This window comes from Streptomyces sp. NPDC031100 (genome assembly GCF_055570785.1).
In genome coordinates, this window is record NZ_JBVIGN010000016.1 from 80,927 (window position 1) to 96,260 (window position 15,334).

Genomic DNA, 15,334 nt, shown 5'->3' on the forward strand with positions numbered 1-15,334 from the left:
CACCTCGCCGCGCGAGGCACGTACGTCATGCAGCAAGCAGTTCACCGCTGCACGCCCCAGGAGCCGCCCGTGTCCACTGAGTACGTAGTCCACTCCACCGACTACGACGGCCTCCCGGTCCTCGTGGAGCCCGAGACCCGGCGGCTGGACGGCGCCGTACGCGAGGCGTACGTCCCGCCGTTCGCGCCGCAGGTGAAGCACGGCTCGCTCGCCGACCTGCCGTTCGACAACGCCGAGACGGACCCCGGCGCGATCGTGCTCAGCCGCAGGCTCGCCGACGGCAGCTGGACGGACGTGACGGCGGCCGACTTCGCCCGGCAGGTGCTCGCCGTGGCGAAGGGGCTGATCGCGGAGGGGCTCGTGCCGGGCGACCGTATCGCCGTCATGGCCCGGACCACGTACGAGTGGACCCTGCTCGACTTCGCCGCCTGGGCGGCCGGCCTGGTCACCGTCCCCGTCTACCCCACCTCCTCCGTCTTCCAGACCCGCTGGATCCTGCACGACTCCGGCGCGGTGGCCCTGGTCACCGAGACCGCGGGCCAGGCCGCCGCGATCGGCCCCGAGCTGGAGCGCATGCCGGACCTCAGGCACCTGTGGGTGATGGAGAAGGGTCACGTGGAGCGGCTGGCGGAGCTGGGCGCCGAGGTGCCGGACGGTGAAGTGGGCGTACGCCGGGGGATGCTGGGCCCCGACACACTCGCCACCCTCATCTACACGTCCGGCACCACCGGCCGCCCCAAGGGCTGCGCGCTCTCGCACGGCAACTTCTTCGCCGAGGTGGACAACGCCATCGAACTCCTCTACCCGATCTTCAAGGCGAAGTCGGGGGAAGAGGTGTCGGTGCTGCTCTTTCTGCCGATGTCCCACGTCTTCGGGCGGATGGTGGCGATCGCCTGCGTACGGGCCCGGGTACGGCTCGGGCACGCGCCCAGCCTGAAGGCGCAGGACCTGCTGCCGGACCTCGCCGCCTTCAGACCGACCTGCCTGCTGACCATCCCGTACATGCTGGAGAAGGTCTTCAACTCCGCGCGGGCGAAGGCCGAGGCGGGCGGCAGGGTGTCCGTCTTCGACCGGGCGACCCAGGCGGCCGTACGGTACGGCGAGGCGCTGGAGGCCCGGCAGACCGGCACCGGCGGCGGCCCGGGCCGGGCCCTGAAGACCGCCCGTTCCTTCTACGACCCGCTCGTCTACCGCCGCATCCGCAACGCCATGGGCGGCAAGGTCAAGTACGCCATCTGCGGCGGCTCCCCGCTCGGCCGCCGCCTCGCCGCCTTCTACGCCGGAGCCGGCATCGAGATCTTCGAGGGGTACGGCCTCACGGAGACCACCGGCGCCTCCACGGTCACCCCGCCGCTCAAGCCCCGCCTCGGCACCGTCGGCTGGCCGCTGCCCGGCACCCGTGTGCGGATCGCGGCGGACGGCGAGATCCTCATCGCGGGCGACCACGTCCTGCGCGGCTACTGGGACCCGCAGGCCGGCGGAGTCGTCCCCGCGACCCGGGACGGCTGGCTGCCCACCGGCGACCTCGGCGAACTGGACGACGAGGGATATCTGACCATCACCGGCCGCAAGAAGGAACTGCTGATCACCGCGGGCGGCAAGTCGGTCGCCCCGGCCCCGCTGGAGAACTGGCTGCGCCAGCACCCGCTGATCTCCCAGTGCATGCTCGTCGGGGACCAGCGTCCCTACGTCGCCGCCCTCATCACCCTCGACCCCGACGGCATCACCCACTGGCGCCAGATGAACGGCAAGCATCCGGTGCCGCCGGAACTCCTCATCGGCGACCCGGAGTTGACGGCCATCCTGCAACGGGCCCTGGACGAGGCCAACAAGCTGGTGTCCCGCCCCGAGTCCATCCGCCGGTTCGCCGTCCTGCCCGTGGACTTCACCGAGGAGGCGGGCCATCTGACCCCGTCCATGAAGCTGCGCCGGGAGCAGATCATGCGCGACTTCGCGCACGAGGTGGCGGGCCTATACGAGCGGTGAAACGGTCGGCACCCGCTCCCCGCGCGTGGAGCGGGTTGCCGCCTGGGCCGGCCGCGTCCCGGTACCGATCCTCGTACGGCCCCTGAAGCACAGTCAATCCTTGGGTTTCCTCGGCAAATCCAAGTGTTAGCTTGGGTGTTGTGACCCTGGACGACCTGCGCGTGTTCGTCGCCGTGTGCCGGGCGGGCAGCCTCAGTTCCGTTGCCCGGGACCTCGGCTGCACCCAGTCCGCCGTCAGCCAGCACGTCAGACGCCTGGAGCGGGAGACCGGCGTGGCCCTGCTGGAGCGGCTGCCGCGCGGGGTGCTCCCCACCCGGGCCGGCCGGATACTGGAGGCGGCGGCCACCGAGGGAATCTCGGGCCTGGACCTGGCCGTACGGCAGCTCCGCGACCTCCTCGACGGCCACAGCGGACACGTCCGCGTCGCCACCGGTGCCACCACCGTCCGGCACTTCATGGCGGACGCGGTCGTCGCCTTCCGCCGCAGCCACCCGAAGGTCAACCTCGAATTCCGCACGGTCAGTTCGGGCCGCGGCAGCTTCGACGCCCTCGCCGACGGCACCCTCGACCTCGCCTGGATCACCGTCGGCCCACCGGTACGGGGCATCGAACAGCGGACGGTGGTGGAGCTGCCGTGGGTGCTCGCCGTACGCGCCGACGACCCCCTGGCCGAGCGGCCCCGCCTCGACCCCGCCGAGCTGTCCGACGTACGGCTCATCCGGCTCCCCCCGAACTCCACCTCCGCCGCCCACCTGGACGCCGCGTGCGCCGAGCTGGGCGTCAGGTTCGGCTACGACACGAGCGTCGCGGACTGGGACACGGCCCTGCTGCTCGCCGAGTTGGGGGTGGGGCGGGCGGTCGTACCCGCCGTACCGGGCCTGCCGGTGCCGGGGGAGGGCGGCCTGCGGCTCGTCCCGCTGCCGGGCCTGCGCCCTCTCCCCGTCGGCTGGGCCGTCCGCCGCTGGGACGCCCTCAGCCCTCCGGCCCGGGCCTTCGCGGACACGGTCGTCGCATGCCGGGGCGCTGCCGCGCGCCGAGCGTGAGTTCCGCCCACACCGTCTTGCCGACGTCCCGCTCCGCCACGCCCCACTTCGACGCCAGCACCTGCACGAGGACGAGACCTCGGCCGTGCTCGTCCTCCAGGTCACCGGCCAGGAACCGGAGCGGGCGGTCACCTCGTGCGTCGCTCACCTCGATGCGCAAGGTGTCCTCCGGGGGCAGGAGCAGCAGCCGTAGCTCGAAGTCCCTTCCGGGGATGCGACCGTGGGCGACGGCGTTCGCCGCGAGCTCGGCCACGAGGTGCCGGGCGGTGCAGTTCAGGTCGCCGTCAAGGGGGTAGCCCCAGGCGGCCAGTTGGGTGCCGGTGAGGCGTCGGGCCAGGCGGGCGCCCCGTGGGGTGGAGCTGAGCCGCTGGACCAGTTCGGCTGTGGGGGTGGAGATTTCGACGTTCACGTCACCGAGCGTGGTGACTTCTCCCTACTCTGACCAGGGGAGACCTGGCGACTGTGAGTAGTCGTACGGGTGCGGCATGTCTTGGGTACGGGTCGTCGGAGGCTGGAGTGACTGAGGAGCAGGAGCGGAGGCCGGAGACTCCGACGGAGGCGAACGGGGCGGTGGCTGTGTTCGTCGTGATCGGCAGGCAGCTGAGGTTGCTGAGGGAGAGGGCAGGGCTGAACCAGAGGGAGTTCGGCAACCTGGTGGGGTACGGCCCGGATCAGGTCTCGGCGATGGAGAGGGGGGTGCGGACGCCGAGGCCGGAGTTCTTGGTGAAGGCGGATGAACTTCTCAAGGCTGAGGGCCTGCTCAAGGAGGTGATCCCCCAGGTCGAGGAGGCGATGACCAAGGCGCGTACGCGGCATCCCGAGTGGTATCGGAGCTATGCGGGGATGGAGGCGGAGGCCGTTGAGCTGCATCACTACTGCAATCACGCGATGCACGGCCTCCTCCAGACCGAGGAGCACGCACGGGTGGTGTTTGCCAAACGGCGGCCATTTCTCAGCGAGGAGACCATCGAGAAGCGTGTGGCCGACCGGCTGTCGCGCCAGCAGGTCTTCGAGCGCTGGCCCTCGCCCATCGTCAGCTACGTCCTCGAAGAGGTCGTTCTCGACCGGCCGATCGGAGGGCCAAGGGTCCACGCCGACCAACTACGGCGCCTGCTGAGCGTCAGCAGCAAGCAGAACATCGAAATCCAGGTGATGCCGACTCGCTGTGAGGAACACCCCAACCTGGACAGCGCGTTCAACCTCTTGGTGCCCAAGGGGCAGAGTCAGGTGGCGTACACGGAGGCACAAGGTTTCCCTCGGCTCATCACAGACCCGGAGGGCGTCCGGACGATTGCCGACCGCTATGGGATCATGCGCGCGGTGGCACTCAGCCCTATGGAGTCCCGGTCTCTGATCAAGCGGAAGCTGGAGGAGCTATGAGCATCGAGAACCTGGCCTGGTTCAAGTCCAGCTACAGCAGCGGTGAAGGCGGTGATTGCATCGAACTCGCCTACAGCTGGCGCAAGTCCAGCTACAGCAGCGGTGAAGGCGGCGAATGCCTCGAAGTAGCCGCCCACCCCACCGCCATACACATCCGCGACTCAAAGCAACCCCCCACCGCCCCCCACCTCACCCTCACCCCCGCCACCTGGTCCGCCTTCCTCGCCTCGGGAACCGGTCGGCCGGGACCCGATCAGTGAGTCGCGTTCACCGGCCCTTCGTGGAGATGTCGCGGGTGGCTTCGAGGAGGGGCAGCGGGTGGACACCGTCTGCGGGCTGCTTGTCGGAGGGCGGTCCGTCCGGCTGGACCGACATCACGACGACCACCTGGTAGTCGCCGGGGTGCTTGTCCATGTCGGACCATGTGGTGCCGGTGCAGAGGCTGTCGACCGTCAGGGACTTGGTGTAGGGGCGCCGGCCGACGGGGTACAGGAGGGCCGACAGGCGGACCGGACCAGTGTGGGCGACGGGCTTCTGGCGGCCGACGATGACGCCGTGCTTGAGCACGAGAGCCGTGGGCGGGACATCGACGATCGGCAGGAGGAGTGCCTGTGTCCGGTCGTGGGCGGTGATCTTGTAGGTGGTTCGCAGCGTGGAGCCTTGGCGCCGCAGGGACGTGATGGTCAGCGGCAGGGATTCATCGGGGCCGCTGACGCGGACTGGAGGTGCGATGGTGCTCCCGCAGGGCAGGGAGCGGTCCTGGAGCTTCACCGGCGGGGAGGTGGTGGTCGGGGCGGGGTGGGCCGGATCATCGGTCGCCGCGTCGGAATTCCCCCCGCATCCGGCGAGGGCGAGCAGCAGGACGGGGACGGCGGGCAGCAGGGTGCGGCGCATGAGTTCCTCCATGAGATGTCGAGAGGCCGTTCATTCGGACAGCGGGGCACGGGCGACGATCAATGGATCAGGGGCCCGGGTACCGGAGGGCTCGGTCTGCTGGGCGGCGAGGACGACGGCCACTTCGTAGCCGTCCTTCCACACCGAGCTCCAGGAGGTTCCAGCGCAGGGACGGCCCGGCACGGGCGCGAGCCGGGCGCGGTGCGGACGGTCGGGGGTGATGGTCACCTGATGCGCGGTGTTCTCGGATGCCGGTCCGGAGGGGTCCTGACCGGCCACGACCCGGCCGTCCTTCAGGACGAGAACCAGTGGCTCGCCGGACAGGACCGCCGGGGCGGTCGCGTTCACCGCGTAGGTGACCTGCGGGGCTCCGTCCGGGGCCGCGCGCACATCGGAGATGCGTACGGTCACGGCTCCGCGGCCGGTACTCGCCGGAATTCTCGCGCCGCAGGTGTGGTCCGGGAGTCCCGGAGCTGCGCTACTCGCCGCCCAGGGCTGCCTGATCGAGGAGTCCGCCGGTGTCTTGGTCTCCGGTGTGGAGGCGGACGGCAGCGTGTTCAGCACCACCGCGGCGGCCACGGCCAGGCCCGCCCCGGCCACGGCGGTGTAGCGGGCGCGCCTGCGCCTGCGCACCCGGGTCCGCACGCGCTCGGTGTCGATCTCCGGTGGCGGTGTGCGGTGCGCGGCGGCCAGCAACTGTTCGCGCAGGTCCTCGGGGTTCATGTCTCCAGCCTTTCCTCCGCGACGTGATGCTGTGGTGGCCGCAGTTGGGCGCCCAGCCGTGCCAGCGCGTCGCTCAGATGACGCTTGACCGTGCCTTCACCGCAGCCGAGCCGCGCCGCGATGTCCGCGGTGGACCTGTCCTCGTAGTAACGGAGCACCACGCAGGCCCGCTGCCTCGGCGACAGTCCGCGCATGGCGTCCATGAGGTCGATCCGGTGCAGGACGTCCGTGCTGTGGTCGGCGACCGGCGCCGAGGACACGAGCCGTGGCAGCGCGCGGATCCAACGGGCGCGGCGCCGGTGCAGGTCCAGGTAGCGGTTGAGCATCGTGCGGCGTACGTATGCCTCCGCCTCCCCCAGTTCCCACGCACGGCGAGGCCGGGAGAAGACCCGTACCAGTGCCTCCTGAACCAGGTCGGCGGCCTCCGCGCGGTCGCCGCACAGCAGGAAGCCGTACCGGTTCAGCTCCGCGCCACGCTCCTGCGCGAGCTCGGACAGCAGCCTCGACCATTCGGCCACATCCCCTCCGATCCCCTTCACCCGGTATCACGAACAACTCGCCCGTCTGGTTGGGGCCTTGCGACCGATGAGTTCGACGGGGCGGTCGTGGCGGTCCCGCACGGGAGCCGCACACACGCGAGAGGGGCACCACGGGCCCCGGTCTACGCCGTCGGCGGCCGGGACGACACCTTCACGCCCTTGAGCTCGGTGGAGGTACTGCCTCTGGGCGGTTGACCGGCCTCGTCGATCGCGCGAGGTCGCCAGATACCCCTGGAAGGGAAAGGCCTTCCTGCCTGGGGTGTCGCTTCCGGCTCTCTGGGTGTGCCGGGGAGAGAATTGTTCGGGAAAAGGGTATTTCATGCCGAAATCATCATTCCCCTTCTGTGCCGCCACCATCTCGAGGGAAGACCCATGGCTCGCACGCCGCTTGCACAATCACTCCAGGACTTGGCCGCCGCGCTGAGCGCTCCTCGTGGCCTGACGCGGCGGGGGCTGCTTCGACATGCGGGGGTGCTCGGACTCGCCGCCGCGAGCGCGAACTATCCAGGGCAGGCGCCGGCGAGTGCGGCGACGGCGCCCCGGATCGTGGTCGTCGGCGCGGGGCTCGCGGGCCTCACCACGGCCTACCGGCTGAAGCAGGCCGGCTATACCGCGCAGGTGCACGAGGCCTCCGACCGGGTGGGTGGCCGCTGCTGGACGCTCCGCGGAGCGTTTGCGGACGGGCAGCTCGCCGAGCACGGCGGCGAGCTGATCGACCAGGGCCACACCGCGATCCGCCAACTCACGCAAGAGCTTGGCCTCAAGCTGGACAACCTCCTGGCAGCGGAGCAGAACGACACCGAGTCGCTCGGTTTCTTCGACGGAGCCCCCTACTCGTTCGCGCAGGCGGCCGCTGACCTGAGACAGGTGTGGAGGAAGCTGCACTCGGACGTCGTGGCGGCCGGCTACCCGACCCTCTACACGAGCAGCACCCCGCGCGGGCGCCAGCTGGACCAGATGTCGATCGTCGACTGGATCAACGAAAGCGTGCCCGGCGGAATCGGCTCGAAGCTCGGTCAACTGCTGGATGTCGCGTACAACATCGAGTACGGAGCCGAGACGAGCCGGCAGAGCTCGCTCAACCTCATCTACCTGCTCGGCTACCGCGGTCAGGGGCAGCTGCGCATCTTCGGCGCCTCGAACGAGAAGTACCACGTGGCAGGCGGCAACGATCAGATCCCGGCCCGCCTGGCGGCGACCCTCCCGGGGCAGATCACGCTCGGCTCCGAGCTCGTCGCGATCAGGCTGAACACGGACGGCACCTACACGCTGTCCTTCCAGCAGGGGACCAACGTGAAGGACGTCGTGGCCGACAAGGTCGTGCTCGCGCTGCCGTTCTCGATCCTCCGCTCGTCGGTCGACTTCACACAGGCCGGCTTCAAGGCCCTCAAGCGGACGGCGATCGCCGAGCTGGGCATGGGCACGAACTCGAAGCTGCACCTCCAGTTCAGGACAAGGCACTGGGAAGGTCTCGGTTCCAACGGCGAGACGTTCGCCGACACCGGCTACCAGAGCACCTGGGACGTGAGCCGCGCCCAGCCGGGAGCCTCCGGCATCCTCGTCGACTACACAGGAGGCACGATCGGGGCGAGCTTCGGCACCGGCACACCCCAAACCCGGGCGCGTCAGTTCCTCCGCCAGATCGAGCCTGTCCTGCCCGGGATCAGCGCGCAGTGGAACGGCCGCGCGACGATCGACTTCTGGCTCGGCAACCCGTGGACGAAGGGGTCGTACTCGTACTGGAAGGTGGGTCAGTACACGAGGTTCGCAGGGGTCGAGCGCGAGCGGGAGGGGAACTGCCACTTCGCCGGCGAGCACACGTCGATCGACTTCCAGGGCTTCCTGAACGGGGCCGTCGAGACGGGCGAGCGTGCCGCCAACGAGATCCTGGCAGACTTGAGGCAGCCTCGCGGCGCGCGGTGAGCCGGTCATGGCGGTCACCGCTCCGCCTGAGTGCCTGCCGAGTGTCCTGTGACCGGACCTAGGCGGGCTTCCGGGCGAACAGGAAGGCCTGGGGGGCCGATTCGCCGAGGCGCTCGTCGCGTGCGCGCACCGTGCGGGAGTCGAGCGCGAAACCGGCGCCGGTAAGCAGCTCCGCCACCTGCTCGGGGTGGCGCCGGTGGAAGTCCAGCGCCACCGGATGGCCCCAGGGGCCGTCGATCCGGAGGGGCTTGTCCCCGGCCTGGAAGGCGAGCAGGAGGTGGCCGCCGGGGGCCAGGACGCGGTGGAACTCGGCGAAGAGCACAGGCAGTCGGTCCACCGGAGTGTGGATGGCCGAGTACCAGGAGACGACACCGGCCAGCGCGCCGTCCGCGAGGGCGAGGTCCAGCATGGAGCCCTGCTCGAAGCGCAGCTCCGGGTGCTCGCGGCGGGCGACCGCCAGCATGGACGCGGACAGGTCGAGCCCGAAGACGTCCAGGCCGAGGGAGGCGAGGTGCGCGGTGACCCGCCCGGGCCCGCAGCCGAGGTCGGCCACCGTCCCGTCGGGTCCGACGAGTTCGGCATAGGCGGCGAGCAGGGCCCGGTCCAGGGGCCTGGTGGCGAGTGGCTCCCGGAAGTGCTCGGCATAGTCGTCGGCGACGGCGTCGTAGAAGGTGCGGGTGGCGGCGAGGAGTTCGTGGGTGTCGGTCATGGGAGGCGACCGTAGTCGGGGGTACTGACAGCCGCGACGGCCACTCGTCGGCGGGCCGAGTCGGGGGCTGGGGGTGGTGGTTGTTTGTGGGTGGGCCGAGTCGGGGGCTGGGGGTGGTGGCGGTCGCTTGTGGGCGGGCCGAGTCGCGTACCGACAGTCGTGGAGGCCACTTCTCAGCCGACCGAGTCGGGTGGTGGGTGGGCATAGGCCGGGGGTCCAGGGGGCGGAGCCCCCTGGTGGATGCCGACACGGCGCCTACGCCACCCCGGCCAGCCGCAGTACCGCGGTCGTTACGGCCGCGCCCAGAACCACCACGGCGAACGACGCCCGGCGCCAGGCCAGCACCGCCCCGGCCAGCACCCCGGCCGGGCGGGCCCAGCCCGCGAAACCCCCGCCCTCGGTCAGGGCGCCCGTGGCCAGCAGGGCGACGAGCAGGACGATCGCCCCCGCCGACGCCAGCTCCTGCACCCGGGCCGGGACCGTCACCCGGCCGTGCAGCAGGGGCCCCACCAGACGGAAGGCGTACGTGCCGACCGCCAGGGCCAGGATCACGGCGACCGTGGCGCTCATGCGGCAGCTCCGTCGGCTCCGGCGGAGCGGCGGTGCAGCAGCAGCCCCGCCAGCGCGAGCAGCACCGGCACCCCGGCCGGGACCGCGGGCGTCGCGGCCAGGGCCAGGGCGGCACCGAGCAGGGCACAGCGCCGTACCGCAGCGTCGGCCCGCAGGCTCGGCAGCACCAGGGCCACCAGGACGGCGGGGAAGGCCGCGTCGAGGCCGTAGCGGGCGGTGTCACCCAGCGCGCGGCCGGCCAGCGCGCCCCCCAGCACGCCCGTGTTCCATACGGCGAAGAGGCCGAGCCCGGAGATCCAGAACGCCCGGCGCTGCCGTACCGGGTCGGACTGGGCCAGGGCGAAGGCGACCGTCTCGTCGGTGACCAGGTGGGCGCCGAGGAGACGGGCGGCGCGGCTGGTGCCGAGGATGTCCGCCACGGCGAGGCTGAAGGCGGCCGTACGGGTGTTCAGAAGCAGGCCGGTGGCCGCAGCCGCGACCGGCCCGCCCCCGGCGAGCAGTACCCCGACCGCGCTGAACTGGGCCGACCCGGCGTACACCACCAGCGACATCACCACCGGTACCCACATCGGCAGCCCGCCGGCCACGGAGACCGCGCCGAAGGAGATGCCGACGATGCCGCTGGCCAGCCAGACGAGGGAACTGTCCCGGACCAGCGAGCCGTCCTCGGGACCGGATGTTCGGAGCAGCGAACGCATGTTTCCTACAATGAACACCGGACGCCCTGTCCGTCAAGGCGAACGATCGTACCGATGGAGCGAACGACATGTCCGAGGCGCCGTCCGGGCCCCCCGCCCGGCTCCCGATGGAGTGGATCGCCGCGTCCCTGAAGCGCGAGCGCACCCGCACCGGGCTGTCCCTGTCCGAGCTGGCCAAGCGCGCCGGGATCGCGAAGTCCACGCTGTCCCAGCTGGAGGCGGCGAGCGGGAATCCGAGCATGGAGACCATCTGGGCGCTGGCGGTCGCCCTCGGGGTGCCCTTCAGCGCACTCGTGGAGCCGCCCGCGCCCGCCGTCCAGGTGATCCGGGCCGGCGCGGGGCCCACGGTCCACTCCGAGCAGTCCAGCTATCTGGCCACGCTGCTCTCCGCGAGCCCGCCGGGCGCCCGGCGGGATATCTATTACGTCCGGCTGGAACCCGGAACCGTAAGGGATTCCGAGCCGCACATTCCCGGGACCACGGAGCACATCGTGGTCGCAGAGGGAGGAGTCAAGGCGGGACCGCGCGGGGAGGCGGTCGAACTGGCGCCCGGGGACTACATGTCCTACCGCGGCGATGTGCCGCACACCTACGAAGCGCTCGCCGCCGGAACGAAGTTCGTGCTGATCATGCAGCACACGTGAACCGGAAATGAACGGGAAAAGGCAGGAGCCCCGTCGCCTTGCGGCGCGGGGCTCCTTGGGTACTGCACTCAGGTTCTGCGATCAGGCAGTGATCAGACGGGGGTGACGTTCTCCGCCTGCGGACCCTTCGGGCCCTGCGTCACGTCGAAGCTCACCTGCTGGTTCTCCTCGAGGGAGCGGAAGCCGGAGGCGTTGATCGCGGAGTAGTGAACGAAGACGTCGGGGCCGCCGCCCTCCTGGGCGATGAAGCCAAAGCCCTTTTCGGCGTTGAACCACTTCACGGTTCCGGTAGCCATAAGCCCTCCTTGGGCTCAAAAGGGTTGCCCTGCTCCAGAACCTGCACGTGCGAAACGGTGCTGCACAACTGCATTCGTCTGAAAACGACGAGAGCCCGCGGTCACATGCTCCGCAGGCTCTGTACTGCAAGGGAAACCAAACTGCAACTTGCGGCGAGCCTAGCACGCAGGCAGCCGAAAGCAATAGAGGTCAAGATCATGTCACCCGGATGTTTGAACCGCCGGACGGGTGGGTTGACGGTGGGGCCGGTCTCAGCACGGTACAGGACGGGGTCTAGTCTCGCGATGTGGACAATCCTCGCACCCGGCCGCGCGTAGGCCACATCCAGTTCCTGAACTGCCTGCCCCTCTACTGGGGGCTCGCGAGAACGGGCACGCTCCTCGACTTCGAGCTGACCAAGGACACCCCTGAGAAGCTCAGCGAGCAGCTGGTGCGCGGCGACCTCGACATCGGGCCCGTCACCCTCGTCGAGTTCCTGCGCAACGCCGACGACCTGGTCGCCTTCCCGGACATCGCCGTCGGCTGCGACGGCCCGGTGATGTCCTGTGTGATCGTCTCGCAGGTCCCGCTCGACCGGCTGGACGGCGCCCGGGTGGCCCTCGGCTCGACCTCGCGCACCTCGGTGCGCCTCGCCCAGCTCCTGCTGGCCGAGCGGTACGGCGTGCAGCCCGACTACTACACCTGCCCGCCCGACCTCGGCCTGATGATGCAGGAGGCGGAGGCCGCCGTACTGATCGGCGACGCCGCCCTGCGCGCCAACCTGCACTACGGGCCCAAGCTCGGCCTGGACGTCCACGACCTCGGGGCCATGTGGAAGGAGTGGACCGGCCTGCCGTTCGTCTTCGCGGTCTGGGCGGCCCGGCGCGACTACCTGGAACGCGAACCGGCCCTCACCCGCCAGGTCCACGAGGCCTTCCTCGCCTCCCGCAACCTCTCCCTGGAGGAGGTCGGCAAGGTCGCCGAACAGGCCTCGCGCTGGGAGGCCTTCGACGAGGCGATCCTGGAGCGGTACTTCACCACCCTCGACTTCAGCTTCGGCGGCCCGCAGCTGGCCGCGGTCGCCGAGTTCGCCCGCCGGGTCGGCCCGACGACCGGCTTCCCGGCGGACGTGACGGTGGACCTGCTGCAGCCGTAATCGCTGCGGCACTACGCTGCGGGCAGTGAGGCGTTGAGGGGGGAGAGGTGGACGCCATGCAGCCGCTCGGAGCCGACGAACCGGCCGCCGTCGGGCCCTACCGGCTGCTCGGCCGGCTCGGCTCCGGCGGCATGGGCCGGGTCTACCTGGGCCGCAGCGCGGGCGGCCGTACGGTCGCCGTGAAGATCGTGCATCCGCACCTCGCGCTGGACGAGGAGTTCCGCGCCCGGTTCCGGCGCGAGGTGGCGGCCGCCCGCCGGGTCGGCGGCGCCTGGACCGCGGCGGTCCTGGACGCGGACCCGGAGGCCGCCGTGCCGTGGGTCGCCACCGCCTTCGTGGCCGGGCCCTCCCTCGCCGCGGCCGTCAAGGACGGCGGCCCGCTGCCCCCGCACACGGTACGGGCCCTGGGCGCGGGCCTCGCCGAGGCGCTCGCCGCGGTGCACGAACTGGACCTCGTCCACCGGGACGTGAAGCCCTCCAACGTCCTGCTGACCCTGGACGGCCCGCGGCTGATCGACTTCGGCATCGCCCGGGCCACGGACGGTACGGCGTCCCTCACCTCGACCGGCGTCTCCGTCGGCTCGCCCGGCTACATGTCCCCCGAGCAGATCCTCGGCAAAGGCGTCACCGGGGCGGCCGACGTCTTCTCCCTAGGCGCGGTCCTGGCCTACGCGGCGACCGGCGAGCCCCCCTTCCCCGGCGACTCCTCGGCCGCGCTGCTCTACAAGGTCGTCCACGAGGAGCCGGAACTCGGCTCCCTGAGTGGAGAGTTGCGGGAGGTCGCGGGCGCCTGCCTGGCGAAGGACCCGGCGGCCCGCCCGACCCCCGCCGAGCTGGCCAGCCGGCTCGCCCCCGACGGCGCCGCCCGCCTGATCGCGGGCGGCTGGCTCCCGGGCGCCCTGGTGGAACAGGTCAGCCGCAGCGCCGTACACCTCCTGAACCTGGAGACGACGGATCGGGAGACGACGGATACGGCGCCGTCGGGCCCGGTGGAGTTCGGCAGCCCCTCGGTGGGCGGGGGATCGGGGGTGCCCGGGGTGGCCGGGGTGCCGTCGGGTTCGCTGCCGGGGGAGTCTTGCTCGGGCGCGGGGCAGTTCGGGGTGGCTGCGGGTGGGGCTGCGTCGGTGGCGGGGCAGTTCGGGCCGGCTCCGGTGATGACTCCGTCCGGGGCTGCGGTTGTGACTCCGGGGGTTCCGGGTGTGCCGCTTGGGAAACCGGCTGTGGAGCCTGGAGTTCCGGGTGTGCCGTCCGGGACACCGGCCGACTCCTCGGGGGCGTCGGCCGGGCACGCGGGGGCCTCGGGCATGCCGGGCGGCGTGGAGTCCGCCGACGTGCCCGGTCCCGGCAAGGTCAGCGTCAGTGTGGCGGCGACCTCCGGGCCGGGGGAGAGCGGGCGCGGGCGGCGGGTGAGCTGCACCGTCGCGCTGGCCGTGGCGGGGGCGCTGGCCGGCGCGGTCGTAGGGCTCGGAGCGCTGCTGCAGCCGTGGGCCGGTGGTGACCACGACTCGGCGGCAGGCAGCGCACCGGCCGCCTCCCGCTCCGCCTCGTCCGGAACTGGAGCGTCCGACGCCTACTCGGCGCAGCCGAGCGCCACCGCCGGCCCGAAGTCCCCGGCACCCAGCGCGAGCGGCGGCACGGGGAAGGCGATCCCGGCCCGCTACCTCGGCACCTGGGAAGGCCAGGCCACCGTACTCGGCGGCAGCCTGCCCGCGGGCACCTTCCGGCTCACCGTCCACCAGGCGGGCGTCGGCGAGGAGTTGGGGCGGCTCCAGCAGACCGACCAGCTCGGCGCTGTCTGCACCGACATCCTCACCCTGAAGCAGGTGACGGCGACCCGGATCGTGGCGACCTCGGTGGGCGCCAAGGGCAACCACCCCGGCTGCGACCCCGCCCCGCACCCGGTGGAGTTGACGCCGGTCGGCGACGACCTCCGGTACTCCGCGGAGAGTTCGGCCGAGGGTAACCCGGTGTCCCGGATGTCCAAGGTCGGTTAGCCCGGCTGCGTCGAAGGCCCCCGGCGGAACGCCCCCGTCACCCCACCTTCCCCTGCTGTCACTACTGTGTGTCTGCGTCGGCAAACGACCGACTACGGCCAGGCGAAGAGCCCCACCAAGTACCGCACGGCCGTGGCGGCCGTCAGCCACACCACGGGCAGGACCGTGTGGCTGCAGCGGCGCGACTGGGGCACCAAGGACTACGACGTCTATGGCGCGGTCTCCGGCAAGTACCTCGTCTACGCCGACTCCAACCACAACCTCACCGTGCGCGACACCGCCACCGGCGAGCAGCTGTGGACCAAGAAGATCGGCGACGACTGGAGCTGGCAGCCCACGGCCTCCGACGGGGTGGTGTTCCTGCCGGGCGAGAAACTGACGGCCGTGGAGCTCGGGACGGGCAGCACCCGCTGGACGCTGTCGCCGAACGGCCGCCGCGGCTTCCACAACCCCACCGTGATCGACGGCGTCGTGTACGTGAGTGACTTCGACCGCGGCCTGTGGGCCGTCGACATCAAGGACGCCCGGCGGATCTGGCTCTGCGCGGAGGGCAACCGCGCGGCGAGGGAGTCGTTCCTGAGGGCCGGGACGACGCTGTACGCGGCCGCCGGTGCGATCGGCGGCGGCATCATCGCCCTGGAGGCCAAGACCGGCAAGGTGCGCTGGACCTGGGTCGACAACACGGACGCCACCGACTACTGGCAGATCGCCCTTTCGGGCAGCCGGCTGCTGGTGACCGGCGGTCAGGAGGTCTACGCGATGCCGGCCGTCTGAGACCGGCCCCGCCCGTCGGCCGCAC

The 15,334-nt window shown here is 71.2% G+C and carries 17 protein-coding genes; 9 read left to right on the forward strand and 8 right to left on the reverse strand.

Annotated features, from left to right (window positions below; genetic code table 11):
- The first annotated feature begins 27 nt into the window (after positions 1-27).
- Positions 28-1,986 carry an AMP-dependent synthetase/ligase gene (locus ACZ5DS_RS35605; RefSeq protein WP_468246921.1) on the forward strand — a complete coding sequence of 653 codons (1,959 nt, stop codon included), beginning with the start codon at positions 28-30 and terminating at the stop codon, positions 1,984-1,986.
- A 140-nt stretch (positions 1,987-2,126) separates the two neighbouring features.
- Positions 2,127-3,029 (forward strand): LysR family transcriptional regulator, encoded by a 903-nt coding sequence (locus ACZ5DS_RS35610; RefSeq protein WP_468246924.1) that lies wholly within the window; start codon positions 2,127-2,129, stop codon positions 3,027-3,029.
- On the opposite strand, the gene ACZ5DS_RS35615 is transcribed toward ACZ5DS_RS35610, so the two are convergent.
- Positions 2,959-3,438 (reverse strand): ATP-binding protein, encoded by a 480-nt coding sequence (locus tag ACZ5DS_RS35615; protein ID WP_468246926.1) that lies wholly within the window; start codon positions 3,436-3,438, stop codon positions 2,959-2,961. The two genes, ACZ5DS_RS35610 and ACZ5DS_RS35615, sit on opposite strands and share 71 nt — an antisense overlap.
- A gap of 107 nt (positions 3,439-3,545) precedes the next feature.
- On the opposite strand from ACZ5DS_RS35615, the gene ACZ5DS_RS35620 reads away from it, so the two are divergent.
- Together ACZ5DS_RS35620 and ACZ5DS_RS35625 are read left to right on the forward strand one after the other, a co-directional pair.
- On the forward strand, positions 3,546-4,409 hold the full coding sequence (locus ACZ5DS_RS35620; protein ID WP_468246929.1) for a helix-turn-helix domain-containing protein: 864 nt from the start codon (positions 3,546-3,548) through the stop codon (positions 4,407-4,409).
- Entirely contained in the window at positions 4,406-4,669 is a 264-nt protein-coding gene (locus ACZ5DS_RS35625) for a DUF397 domain-containing protein (RefSeq protein WP_468246932.1), read from the forward strand. The genes ACZ5DS_RS35620 and ACZ5DS_RS35625 overlap by 4 nt, the downstream gene beginning before the upstream one ends.
- A 7-nt stretch (positions 4,670-4,676) precedes the next feature.
- On the opposite strand, the gene ACZ5DS_RS35630 is transcribed toward ACZ5DS_RS35625, so the two are convergent.
- The 3 genes from ACZ5DS_RS35630 to ACZ5DS_RS35640 are packed head-to-tail and all read right to left on the reverse strand — an operon-like array spanning position 4,677 to position 6,544.
- The gene (locus ACZ5DS_RS35630) at positions 4,677-5,303 is read right to left on the reverse strand and encodes a hypothetical protein (protein ID WP_468246934.1); all 627 of its coding nucleotides are present in this window, start codon (positions 5,301-5,303) and stop codon (positions 4,677-4,679) included.
- 30 nt (positions 5,304-5,333) lie between these two features.
- Positions 5,334-6,026 carry a hypothetical protein gene (locus ACZ5DS_RS35635; RefSeq protein WP_468246936.1) on the reverse strand — a complete coding sequence of 231 codons (693 nt, stop codon included), beginning with the start codon at positions 6,024-6,026 and terminating at the stop codon, positions 5,334-5,336.
- Entirely contained in the window at positions 6,023-6,544 is a 522-nt protein-coding gene (locus ACZ5DS_RS35640) for a sigma-70 family RNA polymerase sigma factor (protein ID WP_468246939.1), read from the reverse strand. The genes ACZ5DS_RS35635 and ACZ5DS_RS35640 overlap by 4 nt, the downstream gene beginning before the upstream one ends.
- A 393-nt stretch (positions 6,545-6,937) precedes the next feature.
- Between ACZ5DS_RS35640 and ACZ5DS_RS35645 the strand changes: the two genes are divergently transcribed.
- Positions 6,938-8,488 carry a flavin monoamine oxidase family protein gene (locus ACZ5DS_RS35645; RefSeq protein ID WP_468246941.1) on the forward strand — a complete coding sequence of 517 codons (1,551 nt, stop codon included), beginning with the start codon at positions 6,938-6,940 and terminating at the stop codon, positions 8,486-8,488.
- Between the two features lie 58 nt (positions 8,489-8,546).
- Here the strand turns inward: ACZ5DS_RS35645 and ACZ5DS_RS35650 are convergent, their stop codons facing one another.
- From ACZ5DS_RS35650 to ACZ5DS_RS35660, 3 genes are all read right to left on the reverse strand, one after another.
- The gene (locus ACZ5DS_RS35650) at positions 8,547-9,197 is read right to left on the reverse strand and encodes a class I SAM-dependent DNA methyltransferase (RefSeq protein ID WP_468246943.1); all 651 of its coding nucleotides are present in this window, start codon (positions 9,195-9,197) and stop codon (positions 8,547-8,549) included.
- Positions 9,198-9,452: 255 nt separating this feature from the next.
- The gene (locus ACZ5DS_RS35655) at positions 9,453-9,767 is read right to left on the reverse strand and encodes an AzlD domain-containing protein (RefSeq protein ID WP_468246946.1); all 315 of its coding nucleotides are present in this window, start codon (positions 9,765-9,767) and stop codon (positions 9,453-9,455) included.
- Complete coding sequence (locus tag ACZ5DS_RS35660) at positions 9,764-10,465, reverse strand: AzlC family ABC transporter permease (protein ID WP_468246950.1); 702 nt, start codon at positions 10,463-10,465, stop codon at positions 9,764-9,766. Before ACZ5DS_RS35660 ends, ACZ5DS_RS35655 begins: the two co-directional genes overlap by 4 nt.
- Positions 10,466-10,533: 68 nt before the next feature.
- Here ACZ5DS_RS35660 and ACZ5DS_RS35665 point away from each other — a divergent pair, with 68 nt between their 5' ends.
- A complete protein-coding gene (locus ACZ5DS_RS35665) occupies positions 10,534-11,109 on the forward strand; it encodes a helix-turn-helix domain-containing protein (RefSeq protein ID WP_468246953.1) in 576 nt (191 codons plus the stop codon).
- 92 nt (positions 11,110-11,201) lie between these two features.
- On the opposite strand, the gene ACZ5DS_RS35670 is transcribed toward ACZ5DS_RS35665, so the two are convergent.
- Positions 11,202-11,405, reverse strand: coding sequence for a cold-shock protein (locus ACZ5DS_RS35670; protein WP_003992177.1), 204 nt, complete (start codon positions 11,403-11,405; stop codon positions 11,202-11,204).
- 287 nt (positions 11,406-11,692) lie between these two features.
- Between ACZ5DS_RS35670 and ACZ5DS_RS35675 the strand changes: the two genes are divergently transcribed.
- The 3 genes from ACZ5DS_RS35675 (at position 11,693) to ACZ5DS_RS35685 (ending at position 15,309) form a co-directional block, all read left to right on the forward strand.
- Positions 11,693-12,541 carry a menaquinone biosynthetic enzyme MqnA/MqnD family protein gene (locus ACZ5DS_RS35675; RefSeq protein WP_468246956.1) on the forward strand — a complete coding sequence of 283 codons (849 nt, stop codon included), beginning with the start codon at positions 11,693-11,695 and terminating at the stop codon, positions 12,539-12,541.
- Between the two features lie 56 nt (positions 12,542-12,597).
- Complete coding sequence (locus ACZ5DS_RS35680) at positions 12,598-14,535, forward strand: serine/threonine-protein kinase (protein ID WP_468246959.1); 1,938 nt, start codon at positions 12,598-12,600, stop codon at positions 14,533-14,535.
- Positions 14,536-14,601: 66 nt separating this feature from the next.
- Positions 14,602-15,309: an outer membrane protein assembly factor BamB family protein gene (locus ACZ5DS_RS35685; RefSeq protein WP_468246961.1), complete on the forward strand. Its 708-nt coding sequence runs from the start codon at positions 14,602-14,604 to the stop codon at positions 15,307-15,309.
- The last annotated feature ends 25 nt before the right edge of the window (positions 15,310-15,334 follow it).

Excerpts from the sequence above, each read along its gene's own strand:
- ACZ5DS_RS35605 (WP_468246921.1), top strand. The coding sequence starts at position 28 with ATGCAGCAAGCAGTTCACCGCTGCACGCCCCAGGAGCCGCCCGTGTCC.
- ACZ5DS_RS35625 (WP_468246932.1), top strand. The coding sequence starts at position 4,406 with ATGAGCATCGAGAACCTGGCCTGGTTCAAGTCCAGCTACAGCAGCGGT.
- ACZ5DS_RS35630 (WP_468246934.1), bottom strand. The coding sequence starts at position 5,303 with ATGCGCCGCACCCTGCTGCCCGCCGTCCCCGTCCTGCTGCTCGCCCTC.
- ACZ5DS_RS35635 (WP_468246936.1), bottom strand. The coding sequence starts at position 6,026 with ATGAACCCCGAGGACCTGCGCGAACAGTTGCTGGCCGCCGCGCACCGC.
- ACZ5DS_RS35645 (WP_468246941.1), top strand. The coding sequence starts at position 6,938 with ATGGCTCGCACGCCGCTTGCACAATCACTCCAGGACTTGGCCGCCGCG.
- ACZ5DS_RS35650 (WP_468246943.1), bottom strand. The coding sequence starts at position 9,197 with ATGACCGACACCCACGAACTCCTCGCCGCCACCCGCACCTTCTACGAC.
- ACZ5DS_RS35655 (WP_468246946.1), bottom strand. The coding sequence starts at position 9,767 with ATGAGCGCCACGGTCGCCGTGATCCTGGCCCTGGCGGTCGGCACGTAC.
- ACZ5DS_RS35660 (WP_468246950.1), bottom strand. The coding sequence starts at position 10,465 with ATGCGTTCGCTGCTCCGAACATCCGGTCCCGAGGACGGCTCGCTGGTC.
- ACZ5DS_RS35665 (WP_468246953.1), top strand. The coding sequence starts at position 10,534 with ATGTCCGAGGCGCCGTCCGGGCCCCCCGCCCGGCTCCCGATGGAGTGG.
- ACZ5DS_RS35670 (WP_003992177.1), bottom strand. The coding sequence starts at position 11,405 with ATGGCTACCGGAACCGTGAAGTGGTTCAACGCCGAAAAGGGCTTTGGC.
- ACZ5DS_RS35680 (WP_468246959.1), top strand. The coding sequence starts at position 12,598 with ATGCAGCCGCTCGGAGCCGACGAACCGGCCGCCGTCGGGCCCTACCGG.